This is a genomic window from Ancylobacter mangrovi (genome assembly GCF_024752335.1).
GTDB classification, from domain to species: Bacteria; Pseudomonadota; Alphaproteobacteria; order Rhizobiales; family Xanthobacteraceae; genus Ancylobacter; species Ancylobacter mangrovi.
The window spans coordinates 565894-584216 of sequence record NZ_JANTHY010000001.1; the positions used below are offsets into that span (position 1 = coordinate 565894).

19 protein-coding genes are annotated in these 18323 nt (G+C 69.7%); 9 read left to right on the plus strand and 10 right to left on the minus strand.

Annotated features, from left to right (window positions below; translation table 11 throughout):
* Positions 1–125 precede the first annotated feature (125 nt).
* The 3 genes from NVS83_RS02630 to NVS83_RS02640 all read left to right on the plus strand — a co-directional run bounded on the left by NVS83_RS02630 (position 126) and on the right by NVS83_RS02640 (position 3143).
* A complete protein-coding gene (locus NVS83_RS02630) occupies positions 126–1046 on the plus strand; it encodes a hypothetical protein (RefSeq protein ID WP_258737937.1) in 921 nt (306 codons plus the stop codon).
* A gap of 262 nt (positions 1047–1308) precedes the next feature.
* Positions 1309–2307, plus strand: a complete 999-nt coding sequence (dusA, locus tag NVS83_RS02635) for a tRNA dihydrouridine(20/20a) synthase DusA (RefSeq protein ID WP_258737938.1) — start codon at positions 1309–1311, stop codon at positions 2305–2307.
* Positions 2307–3143 carry a sulfite exporter TauE/SafE family protein gene (locus NVS83_RS02640; RefSeq protein WP_258730892.1) on the plus strand — a complete coding sequence of 279 codons (837 nt, stop codon included), beginning with the start codon at positions 2307–2309 and terminating at the stop codon, positions 3141–3143. The genes dusA and NVS83_RS02640 overlap by 1 nt, the downstream gene beginning before the upstream one ends.
* Positions 3144–3150: 7 nt before the next feature.
* On the opposite strand, the gene NVS83_RS02645 is transcribed toward NVS83_RS02640, so the two are convergent.
* From NVS83_RS02645 to bluB, 4 genes are read right to left on the minus strand one after another with little or no spacing between them, the layout of a single operon-like run.
* On the minus strand, positions 3151–3876 hold the full coding sequence (locus tag NVS83_RS02645; protein WP_258737939.1) for a TIGR02281 family clan AA aspartic protease: 726 nt from the start codon (positions 3874–3876) through the stop codon (positions 3151–3153).
* Positions 3873–4103: a DUF1289 domain-containing protein gene (locus NVS83_RS02650; protein WP_258737940.1), complete on the minus strand. Its 231-nt coding sequence runs from the start codon at positions 4101–4103 to the stop codon at positions 3873–3875. The genes NVS83_RS02645 and NVS83_RS02650 overlap by 4 nt, the downstream gene beginning before the upstream one ends.
* A gap of 14 nt (positions 4104–4117) precedes the next feature.
* Complete coding sequence (gene cobS / locus NVS83_RS02655) at positions 4118–4918, minus strand: adenosylcobinamide-GDP ribazoletransferase (RefSeq protein ID WP_258737941.1); 801 nt, start codon at positions 4916–4918, stop codon at positions 4118–4120.
* 18 nt (positions 4919–4936) lie between these two features.
* The gene (gene bluB, locus NVS83_RS02660; RefSeq protein WP_258737942.1) at positions 4937–5590 is read right to left on the minus strand and encodes a 5,6-dimethylbenzimidazole synthase; all 654 of its coding nucleotides are present in this window, start codon (positions 5588–5590) and stop codon (positions 4937–4939) included.
* Between the two features lie 183 nt (positions 5591–5773).
* Here bluB and cobT point away from each other — a divergent pair, with 183 nt between their 5' ends.
* From cobT to NVS83_RS02675, 3 genes are all read left to right on the plus strand, one after another.
* Positions 5774–6796, plus strand: coding sequence for a nicotinate-nucleotide--dimethylbenzimidazole phosphoribosyltransferase (gene cobT, locus NVS83_RS02665; RefSeq protein ID WP_258737943.1), 1023 nt, complete (start codon positions 5774–5776; stop codon positions 6794–6796).
* Positions 6793–7320, plus strand: coding sequence for a thermonuclease family protein (locus NVS83_RS02670; RefSeq protein ID WP_258737944.1), 528 nt, complete (start codon positions 6793–6795; stop codon positions 7318–7320). Before cobT ends, NVS83_RS02670 begins: the two co-directional genes overlap by 4 nt.
* A gap of 90 nt (positions 7321–7410) precedes the next feature.
* On the plus strand, positions 7411–8082 hold the full coding sequence (locus NVS83_RS02675) for a uracil-DNA glycosylase family protein (protein ID WP_258737945.1): 672 nt from the start codon (positions 7411–7413) through the stop codon (positions 8080–8082).
* Positions 8083–8086: 4 nt separating this feature from the next.
* On the opposite strand, the gene NVS83_RS02680 is transcribed toward NVS83_RS02675, so the two are convergent.
* From NVS83_RS02680 to NVS83_RS02690, 3 genes are all read right to left on the minus strand, one after another.
* On the minus strand, positions 8087–8836 hold the full coding sequence (locus NVS83_RS02680) for an ABC transporter permease (RefSeq protein ID WP_374114510.1): 750 nt from the start codon (positions 8834–8836) through the stop codon (positions 8087–8089).
* A complete protein-coding gene (locus NVS83_RS02685) occupies positions 8836–9558 on the minus strand; it encodes an ABC transporter permease (RefSeq protein ID WP_258730883.1) in 723 nt (240 codons plus the stop codon). The genes NVS83_RS02680 and NVS83_RS02685 overlap by 1 nt, the downstream gene beginning before the upstream one ends.
* A gap of 83 nt (positions 9559–9641) precedes the next feature.
* On the minus strand, positions 9642–10418 hold the full coding sequence (locus NVS83_RS02690; protein ID WP_258730882.1) for an ABC transporter substrate-binding protein: 777 nt from the start codon (positions 10416–10418) through the stop codon (positions 9642–9644).
* Between the two features lie 244 nt (positions 10419–10662).
* On the opposite strand from NVS83_RS02690, the gene NVS83_RS02695 reads away from it, so the two are divergent.
* The 3 genes from NVS83_RS02695 to NVS83_RS02705 all read left to right on the plus strand — a co-directional run bounded on the left by NVS83_RS02695 (position 10663) and on the right by NVS83_RS02705 (position 14637).
* Positions 10663–11844 (plus strand): Mrp/NBP35 family ATP-binding protein, encoded by a 1182-nt coding sequence (locus NVS83_RS02695; RefSeq protein ID WP_258737946.1) that lies wholly within the window; start codon positions 10663–10665, stop codon positions 11842–11844.
* Positions 11845–12236: 392 nt separating this feature from the next.
* Positions 12237–13325, plus strand: a complete 1089-nt coding sequence (locus NVS83_RS02700) for a TRAP transporter substrate-binding protein (RefSeq protein ID WP_258737947.1) — start codon at positions 12237–12239, stop codon at positions 13323–13325.
* 124 nt (positions 13326–13449) lie between these two features.
* Entirely contained in the window at positions 13450–14637 is a 1188-nt protein-coding gene (locus NVS83_RS02705) for a TRAP transporter substrate-binding protein (RefSeq protein ID WP_258737948.1), read from the plus strand.
* 36 nt (positions 14638–14673) lie between these two features.
* Here NVS83_RS02705 and NVS83_RS02710 read toward each other — a convergent pair whose 3' ends face one another.
* The 3 genes from NVS83_RS02710 to moaA form a co-directional block, all read right to left on the minus strand.
* Positions 14674–15603, minus strand: a complete 930-nt coding sequence (locus tag NVS83_RS02710; protein WP_258737949.1) for a DMT family transporter — start codon at positions 15601–15603, stop codon at positions 14674–14676.
* Positions 15604–15681: 78 nt separating this feature from the next.
* Positions 15682–16869, minus strand: coding sequence for an MFS transporter (locus tag NVS83_RS02715; protein WP_258737950.1), 1188 nt, complete (start codon positions 16867–16869; stop codon positions 15682–15684).
* 210 nt (positions 16870–17079) lie between these two features.
* Positions 17080–18126, minus strand: a complete 1047-nt coding sequence (gene moaA / locus NVS83_RS02720) for a GTP 3',8-cyclase MoaA (RefSeq protein WP_258730873.1) — start codon at positions 18124–18126, stop codon at positions 17080–17082.
* Positions 18127–18323: the final 197 nt, after the last annotated feature.

The following is an 18323-nucleotide window of genomic DNA, read 5'->3' on the forward strand; positions in this document are numbered from 1 at the left end:
GCGAGAGGGAAGGCGGAAGCGCGCCAGTTCTTCGCACGGCGTTTCCGGGGCAGGGCTTATGCGGGGGCAATGACGCGATGCGATATGGCGAACAGCAACTTGACGCCGCTCAGAGGGCGGGTGCGGTGCGCGGCAGGCCGGGCAAAGGCGCCTTCAAGGCGCGCAGCGCCTTTCCCGGCGAGGGGGTCGGCACGTTCTGGGCACGCGGCACGCTCAGCGCGCTCGACCAGGCGTGCCTGCTCTCGTTCCTGCGCCGGGGTATCGACCTCACCCTGTTCTCCTACGCGCCGCTGGAAAACGTGCCGGAGGGGGTCACGGTCGAGGACGCGGCGGCGATCGTTCCCGAGGCGATCGGCCGGCGCATCATCTACAACGGCCGGCCCGACGTGTGCCATTTCTCGGATTTCTTCCGCTACGAGATGATGCGCCGGCGCAACCTCACCTGGGTCGACATCGACGTGCTGATGATCGGCGAGGGCAATTTCGCCGACCGCTCCAATCTGCTGATCTCGGAGGAGCCGCGCGGGCTGAACAACGCGATCATCTACATCTCCGACGCCGAGGTCCTGACCACGCTGCGCGAGGAGGTCCACAAGCTGTTCGACCGCGATCTGCGCTGGGGGGAGACCGGGCCGGCGCTGATCGAGCGGGTCAACCGCTTGCTCGGCGGGCCGATCGAGCCAACCCCGCACGTCGCCTTCTATCCGATCGACTATCAGGACATATGGAAGATCCTGCTGCCGGAACATTTCGACTTCTGCGCCTCGAAATGCGACGACGCGGTCACCGTCCATCTGTTCAACAACATCCTGACCACGATCGGCTACTGGAAGAGCATCGCCCCGCCGGCAGGGTCCTATCTCCACTATTTGCTCGAGAAGAACGAGCTGCTGTTCCTCTTCCGCGAGACCTATCCCGAAAACGTCATGCGGGCGGTCGTGACGAACTACCTCTATCGCCAGAACGGCAAGGCGCTCGGGATCAAGGCGATCCTGCGCGAATTCGTCCCGAGCATGGTCCGTACCTACCGCACTTACTACAAATAGCAGCGCGGCCGCCCGACACCTCCCGCCCGGCTCCTCCGCCAGCCCCTCCCGCGCGGCGCCCTCCATCCGGCGCAGATGGCGGTAGCGCCGTGCCGCGCTCTGCCATATCATTGATATGCACGGTGGCGGAATCGCCTGTGGCGATGCCGTTTCGGCGCGTTTTCCGCGCCGCCCGGTCGAAAGGCCGCGCAAATGGGCGTCTAATGGCGTACGAACGAGTACATGGAGCGCCCACGGGCATTTCCGCCCGGCAAGAAGAATGATGGCTTTTCACGAACACCGATTTTCCGTCGCGCCGATGATGGACTGGTCCGACCGCCACTGTCGGGCGTTCCATCGCCTGCTCTCGCGCCGGGCGCGGCTTTATACGGAGATGGTGACCGCCAATGCGGTGATCTTCGGCGACCGCGACCGCCTCATCGGCTTCGGCGAGGACGAGCACCCGGTGGCGGTCCAGCTCGGCGGCTCGGACCCGGACGCGCTGGCGCAGGCGGCAGCGATCTGCGCCGATCGCGGCTATGACGAGATCAACCTCAATGTCGGCTGCCCCTCGGACCGGGTGCAGGGCGGCAATTTCGGCGCCTGCCTGATGCGCGACCCCGAGCTCGTGGCCGCCTGCGTGAGGGCGATGAAGGCGCGCGTCGACATCCCCGTCACGGTGAAGTGCCGCATCGGCGTCGACGACCAGGACCCGGAGATGGCGCTGGACCGGCTGGCCGACGCCGTGCTCGCGGCCGGCGCGGACGCGCTCCTCGTCCATGCACGCAAGGCGTGGCTGGAAGGCCTGTCGCCGAAGGAGAACCGCGACATTCCCCCGCTCGACTACGACCGCGTGCACCGGCTCAAGCGCCGCCTGCCCGACGTGCCGGTCAGCATAAACGGGGGGATCGGTTCGCTCGACGAGGTGGAGGCGCAGCTTCGCCACGTCGACGGTGCGATGCTCGGCCGCGCGGCCTATCAGCAGCCCGAGCTGCTGCTCGAGGTCGATGCCCGCCTGTTCGGCGAGGCGCCGCCCCACGCCGACGCCTTCGCCGCGGTGGAGGCGTTCGAGCCCTATATCGGCGCGCATCTCGCCGCCGGCGGGCGTCTGCACGACGTCACGCGTCACATGCTGGGCCTGTTCACCGGCCGCCCCGGTGCGCGGGCCTATCGTCGCCGCCTCGCCATGGAAGGGGTGAGGCCGGAGGCCGGTCTCGCCGTCCTGCGCGCCGCCGTCGACGAGGTTCGTCGGGCGGAAGAAAGGCGTTCCCTGGTGGCGTAATGCTGCAGTCCATACCTCTTGAGCACTTGATCTGGCTCGCCGGCGCCCTGCTGGCGGCGGGCTTCGCCACCGGCATGCTGGCGGGCCTGTTCGGCGTCGGCGGCGGGGCGATCGTCGTCCCCGTCCTCTACGAGATGTTCGGCACGCTCGGCGTTCCCGAGGCCGAGCGCATGCATCTGGCTGTCGGCTCGTCGCTGGCGATCATCGTGCCGACGGCACTGCGCTCCTTCCTCGCGCACCGCGCACGCACCCGCGTGGACAGCCAGGTGCTGCGTCGATGGGCGCCGTCGGTCCTCGCCGGCGTGATCAGCGGCACGCTGCTCGCGGCCGTGTCGCCGGACATCGTGCTGCAGGGCGCGTTCGTCGTCTTTGCCGCGCTCATGTCCTCGAAGATGCTGTTCGCCGGGTCGAGATGGGTGCTGGGCGAGACGCTGCCGGGCCGCGCCGCCATGGCGGCCTACGGCTTCGGCATCGGCGCCGCCTCGCCGCTGATCGGCATCAGCGGCGGCGGCATCGCGACCGTGGTGCTCACGCTCTACCGGGTGCCGATCCACGACGCCATCGCCACCTCGGTGGGCCTCGGCGCGCTGATCGCCGTGCCCGGCACCATCGGCTATATGCTGAGCGGCATTCCCCATCTCGCCAGCCTGCCGCCGCTCTCCATCGGCTATGTCTCGCTGCCGGCGCTGATACTGGTCGGCGGCATCGCGACGCTGGTGGCGCCGCTCGGCGCGCGGCTCGCCCACGCCTTCACCCGGCGCCAGCTCGAGATCGGCTTCGGCCTGTTCCTGCTGATAACCGGGCTGCGCTTCCTGGTCGCGCTGATGATGCGCTGAGCGTGCGTTACTGCGCGATCTTGGCCCGCATTATCAGCTTCTCGCCGCTGATCTCGAAGCTGCCGAGGCGGGAGAGGAAGCTCATGCCCAGGAGGCTGTGCTTGAGCGTGCCCGGGCTGGCGATCAGCGCGGGCACGTTGCGCTCCTCGATGCTGCCGGCGATGGCCACCCGGTCGAGCACCACGGCGGCCGCCTTGCCGCGCCCGTTGGCGGTATCGATCGGGATGTCGTAGCGCAGGAACTCGATCGGCAGGCCGACCGCGACCGCGTCCTCGGGCGTCAGCACCACGCTCGAGGCGCCGGTGTCGACCAGCATCGGGATGCGGCTGTCATTGATCTCGACCCGCACGTTGAAGTCGCCATCGCTCGCCCGCGCCACCTCGACCGCCGGCGCGCCGCGATCGGCGAGGGGCACCGCGTAGCCGGGCGCGAGTTCGGCCAGCACGCGGTAGGCGACGGCGTGGATCTCCACCCGGTAGGTGTAGCCGGCCGCCAGCACGGCGAAGATGACCAGCCACAGCGCCAGCGCGCGGAGCGCCTCGCCGAGCCGGCCGGTGAAGGTCGCCACCACCGCCGCGCCCACCACCAGCCCGATCGCCCCGTAGGTGACGAGATGGGCGAGCTGGCGCGCGCCGAGGCCGGCGATGCCGCCGGTGGCCTCGCTCCAGGCGATCAGGCCGATGCCGGCGGCGAGGCCGATCACCACGATCCACATCAGGCGGTCATTGTTCACCGCGCGCCCTCCCGCATCCGGGCGGGGCGTGCCGGCACGCGGGCGGTCGCTGCGGCGTCCGCCGCGCGGCTCGCTGCGAGGCGCGCCATGACGGCGCGGCGCTCGCTTTCGCTCATCCTGCTCCAGGCGCCGATCTCCTCGATGGTACGGCCGCAACCGATACAGATGCGCCCGCCCGCGTCGAGCGTGCAGGTGGCAACGCAAGGAGTGGAGACGGTTGTCGGCATCGGATTCGGTCGGCTCAAAGCTGCCGCGCGAAGATAAGCAGGCCCGTGAGGAAGGCAATCTCCACCGCCACGATGGCGGCCCCGGCAATGTCTCCCGTCTGCCCGCCGAATTGGGCGCGGGCAAGGCGGACGATGCCGAAAAAGGCTGCGATTCCAAAGATGAGGGCGACCACGAACGCCGCCAGGCCGAACACCGGCACCGTCGCCGCGAAGGCGATCACGACACCGATGGCGGCCGCCATCCGGCAGGCCGCGGCCGAGGGACGGCCCACCCCGGCGGCGAGACCGCTCGCCCGCGCCGGCGGCAGCACGGCCAGCATCCACGGGCCGGCGGTGCGCGAGAGCGCTCCCGCGGCGACCAGCGCCGCGCCGGCGTCGAGCCCGCTGGCGAACGACAATCCCTCCAGCGCGCCGACCTTCAGCAGCATCGCCAGCACCAGCGCCAGCACGCCGAAGCTGCCGATGCGGCTGTCCTTCATGATTTCGAGGCGCCGTTCGATGCCGTTGCCGCCGAGGCCGTCGGCGGTGTCGGCGAGGCCGTCCTCGTGCAGCGCCCCGGTGATCGCCGTCATCACCGCGACGGCGAGTACGCTGGAGACCCAGCTCCCGAGATGGACGGCGAGGCCGATAGCGAGGACGAGCGCGCCGAGCAGGCCGATGATGGCGCCGGCGACGGGGAAGGCCGGGGCCAGCCGGTCCATGTAGGGGCGCGCCGGCCCGTCGCTCCCCGCTGGCGCCGTGCCGCTCTCCGGCACCGGGAGCCGGGTCAGGAAGCGCAGCGCCTCGGGCACATCGGACAGGACGGGCAGGGGCATGGTGTCCTTCGATCCGGTTCAGCGCATCAGCAGGAAATCGGCGAGGGGCCGGCGGTGTTCCCAGCCCTTGCGCTCGAGCTCGGGCACGCGCGAGGGCTCGGCCGGGTAGCCGATGCACAGATAGCCCACGAGCTGCCAGCGCTCGGGCAGGTCGAGCGCGGCGCGCACCGCCTGCGGGTCGAGGATCGACACCCAGCCGAGGCCCACCCCGCGCGCCGCGGCGGCGAGCCACAGCGTGTGGATCGCCATCACCGCCGAATAGGCGACCGTCTCGGGCATGGTGGCGCGCCCGAGGCCATGGCCCGCCTCGGGCTCGGGCTCGACGAACACGGCGACGTGCTCGGGCGCGTCGTCGAGGCCGGCGAGCTTGAGCCGCGCATAGAGCCCGGCCCGCTCGCTCGCCTGACCGGCCAGCGCCTGCGCGTTGCAGCTCTCGAAGATCGCGCGGATATCGGCGCGGCGCTCGGGCGCGCGCACCAGGACGAAGCGCCAGGGCTGGCTCAGCCCGACGCTCGGTGCCTCGGTCGCCTGCGCGAGCAAGTCGTCGAGCACCCCCGGCGCCAGCGCTCCCCGCTCGAAATGGCGCACGTCGCGCCGCCAGGCGAACAGCGCGTCGAGCCGCGTGCGGAAGGCGGCATCGAAGCGGGGCGGTGTCGTAGCCTGCGACGTCATGGGCGGCCCGAGGCGCGGGTCTGGCGGATTGGGGGTTGCGCGCTCCTGTGGGAGGGTCTACCCCGCCGCCGCGCCGGAGGCGAGCCCTGTTACCGGCGCGCTGTGTGCAACCTGCCGAGTCCTTTCGCCGAATCCCACCGCCGCGTGCATCCGCCGCGTCAGAAGGCCCAAGAAGGAAGTCCCATGCCGCGCGCCGTCTCCGGCCTGCCCTTCGACGACATTCGCAACCTCGTGGCCACCATGCCGGGACCGGACGAGGCGGCTCGCGCCGCCGCCGCCGCGCGCCAGGGCGAGCTGGTCAAGCCGCCGGGCGCGCTCGGGCGGCTGGAGGCGATCGCCATCGACATCGCCGGCTGGCAGGGACGGGCGATTCCGGTGGTGAACCGGCCCACCGTCGCCGTCTTCGCGGCCACCCACGGCGTTGCCAGTCGCGGCGTCTCGCCCTATCCGCCGGAGGTGACCAAGCAGATGGTCGCCACCTTCACCGCCGGAAAGGCGGCGGTGAACCAGATCTGCGGCGTGTTCGGCGCCGGGCTCAGGGTGTTCGACCTCGCGCTCGACCTGCCGAGCCCCGACATCGTCGTCGAGGACGCGCTGACCGAGGCCGAATGCGCCGCCACCATGGCTTTCGGCATGGAGGCGCTGGCCGGTGAGCCGGACCTGCTGTGCCTCGGCGAGATGGGCATCGGCAACACCACCGTCGCCGCCGCCATCTTCCACGGCCTCTATGGCGGGCAGGCGGAGGAATGGGTCGGCCCCGGCACCGGCTCCACCGGCGAGACGCTGGCCCGCAAGGTCGAGGCGGTGCGCGCGGCGGTCGCCCGCGCCAGCGGCCATCTCGACGACCCGCTGGAGGTGCTGCGCAAGCTCGGCGGGCGCGAAGTGGCGGCGATGGCCGGCGCCATTCTTGCCGCCCGCATGCAGCGCGTGCCGGTGGTGCTCGACGGCTATGTCGTCACCGCCGCCGCCGCCGTGCTGCGGGCCATGGACGAGCACGCGCTCGACCATTGCTTCGCCGGCCATGTCTCGGCCGAGCCGGCGCATCGCCGGGTGCTGGAGCGCCTCGGCCTCGAGCCGCTGCTCGACCTCGGCATGCGGCTCGGCGAGGGCTCGGGCGCAGCGCTGTCGATCGGCGTCATCAAGTCCGCGCTCGCCTGCCATTCCGGCATGGCCACCTTCGCCGAGGCGGGCGTGGCGGACGCGTGAGGCGGCGCGCGCCACGGCGTTCCGGCACGCGCTGGCGGCCCTCCACGCGCGGCTCGATCCTCGTCGCAGTGGTGCTGGTGGTGATCGCGCTGGTGGTGGAGCATTTCGTGCCGCCGCTCACCGGCGCGGTGCGGGTGTCCGACGGCGACAGCCTCGAGCTCGACGGCGCGCGTGTGCGGCTGGAAGGCATCGACGCGCCCGAGCTTCACCAGAGCTGCGGCGAGGCCGCCACGCGCTGGTCGTGCGGGGAGAAGGCGAAGGCGGCGCTGCAGGCGCTCGTCGCCGGTGCGAAGGTGAGCTGCCGACCGGTCGACGAGGATCGCTACGGCCGCGCCGTGGCGATCTGCGAGGCGGATGGCCGCGACATCGGCGCGGCGCTGGTCGTGCAGGGCTGGGCGGTGGCGACCGGCCTCGCCTATACGGGCGAGCAGAGCACCGCCCGCGAGGCGCGCCGCGGCATCTGGGCCGGGCCGTTCGAGATGCCGGCGAACTGGCGCGCGCGCCATCCGCGGGGCGCCGATTAAGCCGGCCGGCCCTTCCCACCGGAGGGCGCGAGGGAACGCCTGACGGCGCAGCCGCTTTCGCCGGCCGCGGCGCGTGCCTATCTAGGAGGCATGCCCGCTTCCCCCTCCGCCCGCATCGTCGATGTCCCGGCGCGCCGCGAAACGCTCGACGAGCTGCTGGCGCGGATCCGCGCCTGCCGGGTCTGCGTCGAGGCGCCGCTCGGCCGGCCGCTGCCGCACGCCCCGAATCCGGTGCTGCATGTAGGCCCGAAGGCGCGGCTGCTGATCGCCGGGCAGGCGCCGGGCACCAAGGTCCATGCCAGCGGCATGTCGTTCAACGACGCCTCGGGCGACCGGCTCCGCCAGTGGCTCGGCATCGACCGCGCGACCTTCTACGACGAGGACAGGGTGGCCATCGCCGCCATGGGCTTCTGCTTTCCCGGACAGGACGTCAAGGGCGGCGACCTGCCGCCGCGGCGCGAATGCGCGCGGCTCTGGCACGACCGGCTCTTCGCCGCGCGCCCGCCCTTCGGCCTCGTGGTCGCGGTCGGCAGCGCCTCGCAGAGCTATCATCTGAAGCGGCTCGGCCTCGGTGCCTATGCCGGCCTCTCGCTGACCGAGCGGGTGACGCGCTGGCGCGAGATCTTCGAGGCGCGGGAGGGCGAGCGCATCATGCCGCTGCCGCACCCCTCCTGGCGCAACACCGGCTGGCTGAAGCGCCACCCCTGGTTCGAGGCGGAGCTGGTGCCGGTGCTGCGGGCCGAGGTGGCGCGGCTGGTGTAAGCCGTCAGCGCGAGAGCGTCAGGTGCCGGTTCAGCCGGCGCTCCAGCACGTCCCAGATCCGGCGCACCAGCTCGACCATGATGAGGTACAGCAGCGCCGCCCACAGATAGACTTCCATGTCGTAGGAGCGCGAGAAGGCGAGGCGGGTCACGCCCATCAGGTCGTAGACCGTGATCACCGAGGCGATGGCGCTCGACTTGATCATCAGCACCAGTTCGTTGCCGAGCGGGCGCAGGCCGATCGCGATCGCCTGCGGCAGGATCACCTTGCGATAGGCCTGGTAGCGCGTCAGCCCGATCGCGCGCGCCGCCTCCATCTGCCCGATCGGCAGGCTCTCGATGCCGCCGCGCAGGATCTCCGCCTGGTAGGCGGCGGTGTTGAGGGTGAAGGTGAACACCGCGCAGTTGAAGGCGTCGCGGAAGAACCACCACAGGCCGATATCGGTGAGCTGGGGGCGGAACTGGCCGGCGCCGTAATAGACCAGGAAGGTCTGCGCCAGCAGCGGCGTGCCGCGGAAGAAGTAGGAATAGGTGAAGGAGGCGCGCGAGAGGAACTTGCCGCCCTCCACCCGCGCCACCGCCAGCGGCAGCGACAGCAGCGCGCCGAGGAACACCGAGAGCAGCACCAGCTCCAGCGTCACCTGTACCCCGTCGAGGAAGCGCAGGCCGTAGCGCTCCATCAGATCGACATTGAGGCCGAGGAGGCCCATCAGCCACAGGAAGCCGGTGCCGAGCGCGTCGAGCAGTGTCTGCATCAGTGGCCTCCCACCCGCTTGAAGCCGCGGGAGGCGCGCGCCTCCAGATGCACGAACACGGCGCTCGAGGCCGCCGAGAAGACGAGGTAGATGAGGCAGGCGACGAGGTAGAAGAAGAAGGGCTGCTTGGTCACGCCGACCGCGATCGCGGTCTCGCGCATCAGGTCGCTGATGGCGATCACCGAGACCAGCGAGGTGTCCTTCAGCAGCACCATCCAGTTGTTGGACAGACCCGGCAGGGCGACGCGCCAGAGCTGGGGGAAGGTGACGAGCCGGAACACCCGCCATCGCGGCAGGCCGAGCGCCGAAGCGGCTTCCTTCTGCCCGCGCGGCACCGAGCGGATCGCCGCCAGCAGCACCTCGCTGGAGAAGGCCCCCAGCACCAGGCCGAGCGCCACCACGCCGGCGACGAACTGGTTCACCTCGATATGCGCATCCTCGAAGAAGTAGCCGGCGACGCGGGTGAACAGCATCTGCCCGCCGTAGTAGACGATGAACAGCGTCAGCAGCTCGGGCAGGCCGCGGAAGATGGTGGTGTAGAAATTACCGAGGCCGCGCAGCAGCGGCGAATGGGAATCCTTGGCGAGCGCCACCGCCAGGCCGATGGCGATGCCCACGGGCAGCGTGGTGAGCGCCAGCTCGATGGTCAGCAGCGCGCCTTGCGCGATCTCGTCACCCCAGCCGTCCGGGCCGAAGGAGAGCAGGCCGAGCAGCTCCAGCATGAGGACGCATCCGCTCCACGATGGTCATGAGAGGGTGTGCCGTCCCGGGAGCCTCTCCGGAACGGCACCGTGCGGAGCGCGCGTCAGTAGACGCTGAAGGGGAAGTACTTGTCGTTGATCTTCTTGTAGGTGCCGTCGGCGAGGATCTCGTCGATCGCCTTGTTGAACATCGCGACCAGATCGGTGTCATCCTTGCGGATGCCGACGCCCACGCCCTCACCGAAATATTTCGGGTCCTTGTACTCGGCGCCGGTGAACTTGCAGCAGGCGCCTTCCTTCGAGTTCAGCCATTCGAGCAGCACCACCTTGTCGGCGAGCACCGCGTCGAGGCGGCCATTGGCGAGGTCGAGATTGGCCTCGTCCTGCTTGCCGTAGAGCTTTATCTCGGCGCCGGCCGGCCCGTAGATGTCCTCGAGGTAGTTGGAGTGGATGGTCGAGCCCTGGGCGCCCAGCACCTTGCCCTTCAGCGCCTCGGGCGAGGTGTCGGTGATCTTCGAATCCTTCGGCACCACGAAGCTTGCGGGGGTGTTGTAATACTTCTTCGAGAAGGCGATCTGCTTCTTGCGCTCCTCGGTGATCGACATGGAGGCGACGATCGCGTCGTACTTGCCGGCCAGCAGCGCGGGGATGATGCCGTCCCAGTCCTGCGCCACGAAGGTGCATTCCACCTTCATCTTCTCGCACAGCGCCTTGGCGATATCGATGTCGAAGCCCTTGATTTCGTTGTTTTCGATATAATTGAAGGGCGGGTAGGCACCTTCCGTGCCGATGCGGACGACCTTCCACTCCTTGGCGGAAGCGCCGCTGATGGTGGCGGCGACCAAGACGGCCGCGGCCGCGATACGGGTGACGAGGCTCATGCTTTTCCCCTCTGGAATTTGCTCAGGTGCCGGCGTGTTGTTCTTCTCCGGCAACTCATGCTGGCATTATTTCCGAATGTTGCGCAACGGGGTTGATGCATTCCTAGTCATATCGTCGAAGTGGTCGCCGATTGTGCAATGCGGTGGTCATAAACGGCCCCGATGAGGCGACGGGAGCGGCCGGGTTGACGCTTGCGGCCCGCTGGTGTCTCACCCACACGAGAGTTCAAGCAGGAGCGCAATAATGGCGACCGCAGACGAGGTTAAGGCACGGCTGGCGCAGGTTTCCGCGCCGGACGGCCGTCCGGTGACGCAGACCGGGACGCTGTCCGAGATCCTGGTCTCCGACGGCAAGGTCTACATGTCGATCACGGTCGACGCGGCCGAGGCGCAGGCCTGGGAGCCGGTGCGCGCGGCGGTGGAGCGCACCGTGCGCGGCACGCCCGGCGTGACCTCGGCGCTGGTCGCGCTAACCGCCGAGCGCAAGGCCGGCTCGGCGCCTGCCGGCGGCCCGGCCCAGCCGGCGCGCGTCTCCGGCACCGGCGGCCATGCCGGGCACGCGCATGCGGGCCACGCCCATGCCGCGCCGCGCCCGCCGGCCGATCCGCAGAAGGAATCCCCCGGCCTGCCGGGCGTCGGCGCCATCATCGCCGTGGCCTCGGGCAAGGGCGGTGTCGGCAAGTCGACGTTGGCGGCCAACCTGGCGCTCGGCCTCGCCTCGCTCGGCCTGAAGGTGGGCCTGCTCGACGCCGACATCTACGGCCCGTCGGTGCCGCGCCTGATGGGGCTGAAGGGCAAGCCGGACGTGCAGGGCAAGATGCTGCAGCCGCTGCGCTCCTGGGACCTCAAGGTGATGTCGATCGGCTTCCTCGTCGAGGAGGAGACGGCGATGATCTGGCGCGGGCCGATGGTGATGTCGGCGATCAGCCAGCTCCTGAAGGAGGTGGCGTGGGCACCGCTCGACGTGCTGGTGGTCGACATGCCGCCGGGCACCGGCGATGCGCAGCTCACCATGGCGCAGCAGGTGCCGCTCGCCGGCGCGGTCATCGTCTCGACGCCGCAGGACCTCGCCCTGATCGACGCCCGGCGCGGCATCGCCATGTTCCAGAAGGTGAACGTGCCGGTGCTCGGCGTGGTCGAGAACATGAGCTACTTCGTGTGCCCGCATTGCGGCACGCGCTCGGACATCTTCGGCCATGGCGGCGCGCGCCACGAGGCACAGCGGCTCGGCGTGCCGTTCCTCGGCGAGGTGCCGCTGCAGATGTCGATCCGCGAGACCTCCGACGCCGGCCTGCCGGTGGTGGCGACGAAGCCGGACAGCGCCGAGGCGGAGACCTACCGCACGATCGCCCGCGCGGTGCGCGACGCGCTCGCCGGCAAGCAGGCCGCCGCCCGCCCGGGGCCGCGGATCGTGGTCGAGGGCTGACGCGCCGCGCTCTGGCCCCCCAGGGGGCGGAAGCCGGGCGGTCTCTGGACCGAAGAGAAATGCCCGGCCGGAGCCGGGCATTTTCAAATCCTCCCCGCCGGAACGGGGCCGATGCGGCGCAGGTCGCTCAGTAAACCTTGCCCTGAAGATAGGCGGTGCCACCGCGCGGCCCGGTCGTGCTGTCGCTGTAGAACCACTGGCCGGGAGCGGTGCGGGTGGCGCTGCCCTGCCGCGTCGCGCGTTGATGCGCCGACCCTCGACAAAAGGCGCAGATGCGGGCGGTTGCGTCGGTTGCGGGGCTAGCGTAGGTCTTTCGCCAACAAGCGTTTGCGCCCGGATGCGATGAAGCAGAACCGGGCCCGTGAGGAACCCCGTTAAGGAGAGATGTTCTGATGAAGCGCCGTCAGTTTCTCGCTGCCGCCGGCACCGGCGTCGCGGCGACGACCCTTGCCGCCCCGGCGATCGCCCAGTCGGCCCCGGAAATCCGCTGGCGTCTCGCCTCCAGCTTCCCCAAGTCGCTGGACACCATCTATGGCGGCGCCGAAGTCATGTCGAAGATGGTCTCCGACCTGACGGACGGCAAGTTCCAGATCCAGGTCTTCGCGGCGGGCGAGATCGTCCCCGGCCTGCAGGTGCTCGACGCGGTGCAGAACAACACGGTCGAGATGTGCCACACCGTGTCCTATTACTTCGTCGGCAAGGACCCCACCTTCGCCGTCGCCGCCTCGGTGCCGTTCGGCCTCAATGCGCGCCAGCAGAATTCCTGGCTGTACGAGCACGGCGGCAATGAGCTCTTCAACGAGTTCTACGCCAACTACAACGTCTACGGCCTGCCCTGCGGCAACACCGGCACCCAGATGGGCGGCTGGTTCTCCAAGGAGATCAAGACCGTCTCCGACCTGCAGGGCCTGAAGATGCGCATCGGCGGCATCGCCGGGCAGGTGCTCTCCAAGCTCGGCGCGGTGCCGCAGCAGATCGCCGGCGGCGACATCTACCCGGCGCTGGAGAAGGGCACCATCGACGGCGCCGAATGGGTCGGCCCCTATGACGACGAGAAGCTCGGCTTCTACAAGGTCGCCAAGTTCTACTACTACCCCGGCTGGTGGGAGGGCGGCCCGACCATCCACGCCTTCGCCAATCTGCAGAAGTTCAACGACCTGCCGAAGCCCTACCAGGCGGCGCTGATCGCCGGCTCGACCTACGCCAACACCATCATGCAGGCGCGCTACGACGCCCAGAACCCGCCGGCGATCAAGCGCCTGGTGGCCAACGGCACGCAGCTTCGCCCCTATCCGATGGAGGTCATGGAGGCCTGCCTCAAGGCGACCAACCAGCTCTGGGGCGAGATTTCGGCCAACAACGCGAACTTCAAGAAGGTCATCGACAACATGCAGGCTTTCCGCAACGAGGAAAACCTGTGGTGGCAGGTGGCCGAATACACCTTCGACACCTTCCAGATCCGCACCCGTCCGCGCGGCTGAGCCTGCGCCCGCGACAGCAGATCCACCATGCCCGGCCTCGTGCCGGGCATGTCCGTTTCCGGTGCCGCGCGGCACCCCTCGAGCGCGGTTGCGCCGGCCGGCGCGAAGTGACAGGAAAAGCGCCATGAGCAAAGAAGCCGATGCCACGGGCCAGCCGCGCCCGGATCTCCCGCGCCACAACGACGCTTCGCACCAAGACGCCTCGCCTTCCACCGGGGGGCGTCTTCCCCGCCGCGCCTTCCTGCGCACGGCGGCGGCCGCTGCGCCGGCCACCCTGCTGGCCGCGCCCGCCATCGCCCAGAGCGCGCCGCAGGTGCGCTGGCGCCTGACCTCCAGCGTGCCCAAGGTGCTCGACGCGATCTTCGGCGCCAACGAGCTGGTCTCGAAATATGTGAGCGAGGGGACGGACGGGAAGTTCCAGATCCAGAACTTCGCCGCCGGCGAGATCGTGCCGGGCCTGCAGGCGCTCGACGCGGTGCAGAACGGCACCGTCGAGCTCGCCCAGACCCCGCTCTATTACTATGTCGGCAAGGACCCGAGCTTCGCCTGCTTCACCACCATGCCCTTCGGCCTGAACGCGCGCCAGCAGAACGCGTGGTTCTACCATGGCGGCGGGCGGGAGCTGCAGGACGAGGTGCTCGCCAAGTACAACCTCGTCGGCTTCCTCGGCGGCAATACCGGCACCCAGATGGGCGGCTGGTTCCGCAAGGAGGTGAAGAGCCTCGACGACTTCAAGGGTCTGAAGTTCCGCATCGGCGGCATCGCCGGGCAGGTGGTGGCCAAGCTCGGCGTGGTGCCGCAGCAGATCGCGCCGGCCGACATCTATCCCTCGCTGGAGAAGGGCACCATCGACGCCTGCGAATGGGTCGGCCCCTATGACGACGAGAAGCTCGGCTTCGTGAAGGTGGCACCCTATTACTACTATCCCGGCTGGTGGGACGGCGGACCGACCATGAACGTGGTGGTGAACCGCGCCAAGTGGAACGGCCTGCCCAAGTCCTATCAGGCGATCTTCGAGGCGGCGGTGGCCTATGCCAATGCCGACATGCTGGCCAAGTACGACGCCTTCAATCCGGCGGCGCTGCGCCGGCTGGTGGCCCAGGGCGCGCAGCTTCGCCCGTTCCCGCAGAGCTTCGTCGACGCCTCCTACACGGCGGCGAACGAGCTCTATGCCGAGATCGGCGCGAAGAACGCCGGCTTCAAGAAAATCATGGATTCGCTGATCGGCTTCCGCAACGAGGAATACCTCTGGTGGCAGGTCGGCGAATATCCCTATGACGGCTACATGATCCGCGCCCGCCAGCGCGGGTGAGGCGCGCGCCGGGAACGCCCGCTCTCCCGCGGGCGATCAGGGCGAGCCGTGCTGCTGCGCCGGCTCGCCCGATGCCTCCGGCCGCGGGACGGCCTTGCGGACCGGCGTGGCGCGGTGCTGGTGCATGGTGTAGAGCCCGCCGGCCATGATGAGCGCCATGCCCCCGATCGAGACCAGGTCCGGCATGTTGTTGAACATCAGCGCGCTCAGCCCCACCGAGCACACCACCGCGGCGTAGCGGTAGGGCGAGATGAGCGAGGGGTCGGCGCCGCGGAAGGCGGCGATGGTCAGCATGTGGCCGCACAGCAGCGACAGCGAACCGCCGAACAGATAGGCGATGGTCCACAGGTTCAGCGGCTGCCAGCTCTCGACCGCGCTGCCGCCGAAGCCGATCGCCATGCCGACCAGGGCGGTGGCGAGTGTGACCACCAGCGTCGGCACATGGGCGCCGATGCGCCCGGTCACGAAGTCGCGGGCCGAGATGAGCAGCGCCGAGGCGAGTGGCAGCAGCGCCACCGCGTTGAAGGCCGAGCTGCCGGGCTTGACGATCAGCATCACACCGAGGAAGCCGACGGCGACCGCCGCCCACTGTCCGGCGCCGATCCGCGCGCCGAAGGCCAGCACCGCCACCGCCATGGTGGCGAGCGGGGCGACCTGGAGGATCGCGGTCGCGTCGCCGATCGACATGGTGACGATCGCGGTGATGAACAGCACCGCGACGCAGGCTTCCGCCGAGGCTCGCGCCAGCACCCGCCGGTCCAGCACGTGGCGCACCGCCGGAAGCTGGCCGCGCCAGGCGATCAGCAGCAGCATCAGCACCGCCGCCATCGCCCCGCGCACGGCGAGGATCTCGGTCGGCGGGATGTAGGCGAGCGCCAGCTTGGACATGGCGTCGTTGGTCGAGAAGACCGAGGAGCCGGCGATCATCAGGAGGATGCCGCGGCGGTTGGCGGTGGGATCGTACATGGAGGGAGATGCCGGAGGGGTAATGCGGAAGTCAGGCCACGGAAAAGCGACGGAATGCGGGCGGGCGGCGGCGCGTGCTCAGTACTCCTCGCACGCGGCGTCGGTGACGGCGGCAAGGCGCCCCTCGCGACGCTCGATGGCCTGCGAGACCATGCACAGGCCGAGAGCGACCAGCGACAGCGTCGCGCCCATCCACGGCAGGTCCGCATAGCTCGCCCCGAGCGCGATCGCCGCGCCGCCGATCCACGCGCCGGCGGCGTTGCCGAGGTTGAAGGCGCCCTGGTTGAGGGTCGAGGCGAGGTTGGGCGCGCCGACCGCGGAATCGACCGCGCGGGTCTGGATCGGCGCCACCACGGCGAACACTAGGATGCTCCACACGAACACGGTCGGCACCGTCAATGCCGGGAACGGGCTCGCGAACACCATCACCACCAGTATGGCGGCGAGCCCGACGAAGATGCCCATCAGCGAGGGCATCAGCCGCCAGTCCGCGAGGCGCCCGCCCAGTATGTTGCCGATGGTGATGCCCACGCCGAACAGCAGCAGCACATAGGTCACGGTGTGCGGGGCGAGCCCGGTCACCTCGCGCAGCAGCGGCGCGATATAGGTGAAGACCACGAACAGGTTCGCCGAGGCCACCACGCTGATGAGCATGGTGATGAGCACCTGCGGGCGCTTCAGCACGCCGAATTCGCGCAGGATGTTGCCGGCCGCATGGGGAATGTCGCGCGGCACCCAGAGCGCGATCGCGCTGACCGCGAGGATGCCGATCAGCACCACCGCCCAGAAAGTGGAACGCCAGCCCAGCGCCTGGCCGAGCGCGGTGCCGAGCGGCACGCCCAGCACATTGGCGAGCGTCAGCCCGGCGAACATGAGCGCGATGGCGCTGGCGCGCTGCTTCGGCGGCACCAGGCTCGCGGCGACCACCGCGCCGATGCCGAAGAAGGCGCCGTGGCAGAAAGCGGTGACGACGCGCGCGCCCATCAGCAGCCAGTAGTCCGGCGCGATGGCGCAGAGGAAGTTGCCGACCACGAACACGCTCGCGAGCACCATCAGCGTCGCCTTGCGCGGCAGCGGGTTGGTAGCGATGGCGAGGATCGGCGCGCCGATCACCACGCCGAGCGCGTAGCCGGTGACGAGCATGCCCGCGGCCGGGATCGTCACGCCGAGATCGGCGGCCACTTCCGGCAGCAGTCCCATGATGACGAATTCGGTGGTGCCAATGCCGAAAGACGCCATGGCAAGGGCCAACAGCGGGAGCTGCATGGAAGGGACTCGCATTTTGCGGGGCGGGCAGTGCCTTGCTAGCACTGCGTCATGCACGCAGCTATGCACATCGCATTGCAATGCAGCAACAAAGCTTACGTAGGAGCTGCCATGCACCGATGGCGCAGCTTCGGCCGCGCTGTGCGATGCAGCGGAAAGGCGGCAGGTAATAGGCGGCAGCCGGCTGCCGGCGGGGCCCCGCGAGGGCGCTCAGCCGCCGGTGACGCTCATGTGCCGGCGCAGCGCCGGGGGGCGGCCGGGGCGGTCGATGACGAAGTCGTGCCCCTTCGGCTTCCGGAAGATCGCTTCGTCCAGCGCCGCGTGCAGGCGGTCGTCGCTCTCCGAGGCGCGCAGGGGCGCGCGAAGGTCCGCCGCGTCGTCCTGGCCGAGGCACATGTAGAGCGTGCCGGTGCAGGTGACGCGGACCCGGTTGCAGCCCTCGCAGAAATTGTGCGTCAGCGGCGTGATGAAGCCGAGCCGTCCGCCGGTCTCGGCGATCGAGACGTAGCGCGCCGGGCCGCCGGTGCGGAAGGCGATGTCGCTCAGCGTCCATTGCTGTTCGAGGCGCTCGCGCACGGTGGAGAGCGGCAGGTACTGGTCGAGCCGCTCCGCCCCGGTCTCGCCGAGCGGCATCACCTCGATCAGCGACATGTCCATGCCGCGGCCATGGGCCCAGCGGATGAGGTCGGGGATCTCGTCCTCGTTCTCGCCGCGCAGGGCGACCGCGTTCAGCTTCACATGGATGCCGGCGTCCTGCGCGGCGTCGATGCCGGCGAGCACCTTGCCGAGGTCGCCCCAGCGGGTGAGCGCCCGGAAGCGCTGCGGGTCCAGCGTGTCGAGCGAGACGTTGATGCGCTTCACCCCGCAATCGGCGAGCTCGCGGGCGAAGCGGGCGAGCTGCGAGCCGTTGGTGGTGAGCGTCAGCTCTTCCAGCGCGCCGGAATCGAGATGGCGTGAGAGCGAGCGGAACAGGGTCATCACGTCGCGCCGCACCAGCGGCTCGCCGCCGGTGAGGCGCAGCTTCCTCACCCCGCGCGCGACGAAGGCCGAGCACAGCCGGTCGAGCTCTTCCAGAGTCAGCAGCTCGGGCTTCGGCAGGAAGGTCATGTGCTCGGCCATGCAGTACACGCAGCGGAAGTCGCACCTGTCGGTGACCGAGACGCGCAGATAGCTCACCGCCCGGCCGAACGTGTCGACGAGCGGCGGGCGCGGGGCCTCGCGCTGGATCCGGTCGATGAGGGCTTCCTGGTTCGTCACTGCCTTCGCTCCCGTGGCGCTGCTAAGCGGCGCCCGTGTCTGACGTTTTTACCCGCTTGCCCCAGGGGTGCCAAGGCGGTGGCGCCTATGGGGCGATTACCGGAGCCACTTGACCATCACGTCGCGGTGAGAACCTTCCGGGGCGCACGTTTGCGCGTGCATGCCGGCGCGAGGCTTGGCGGGCGAACCCGTCGCCT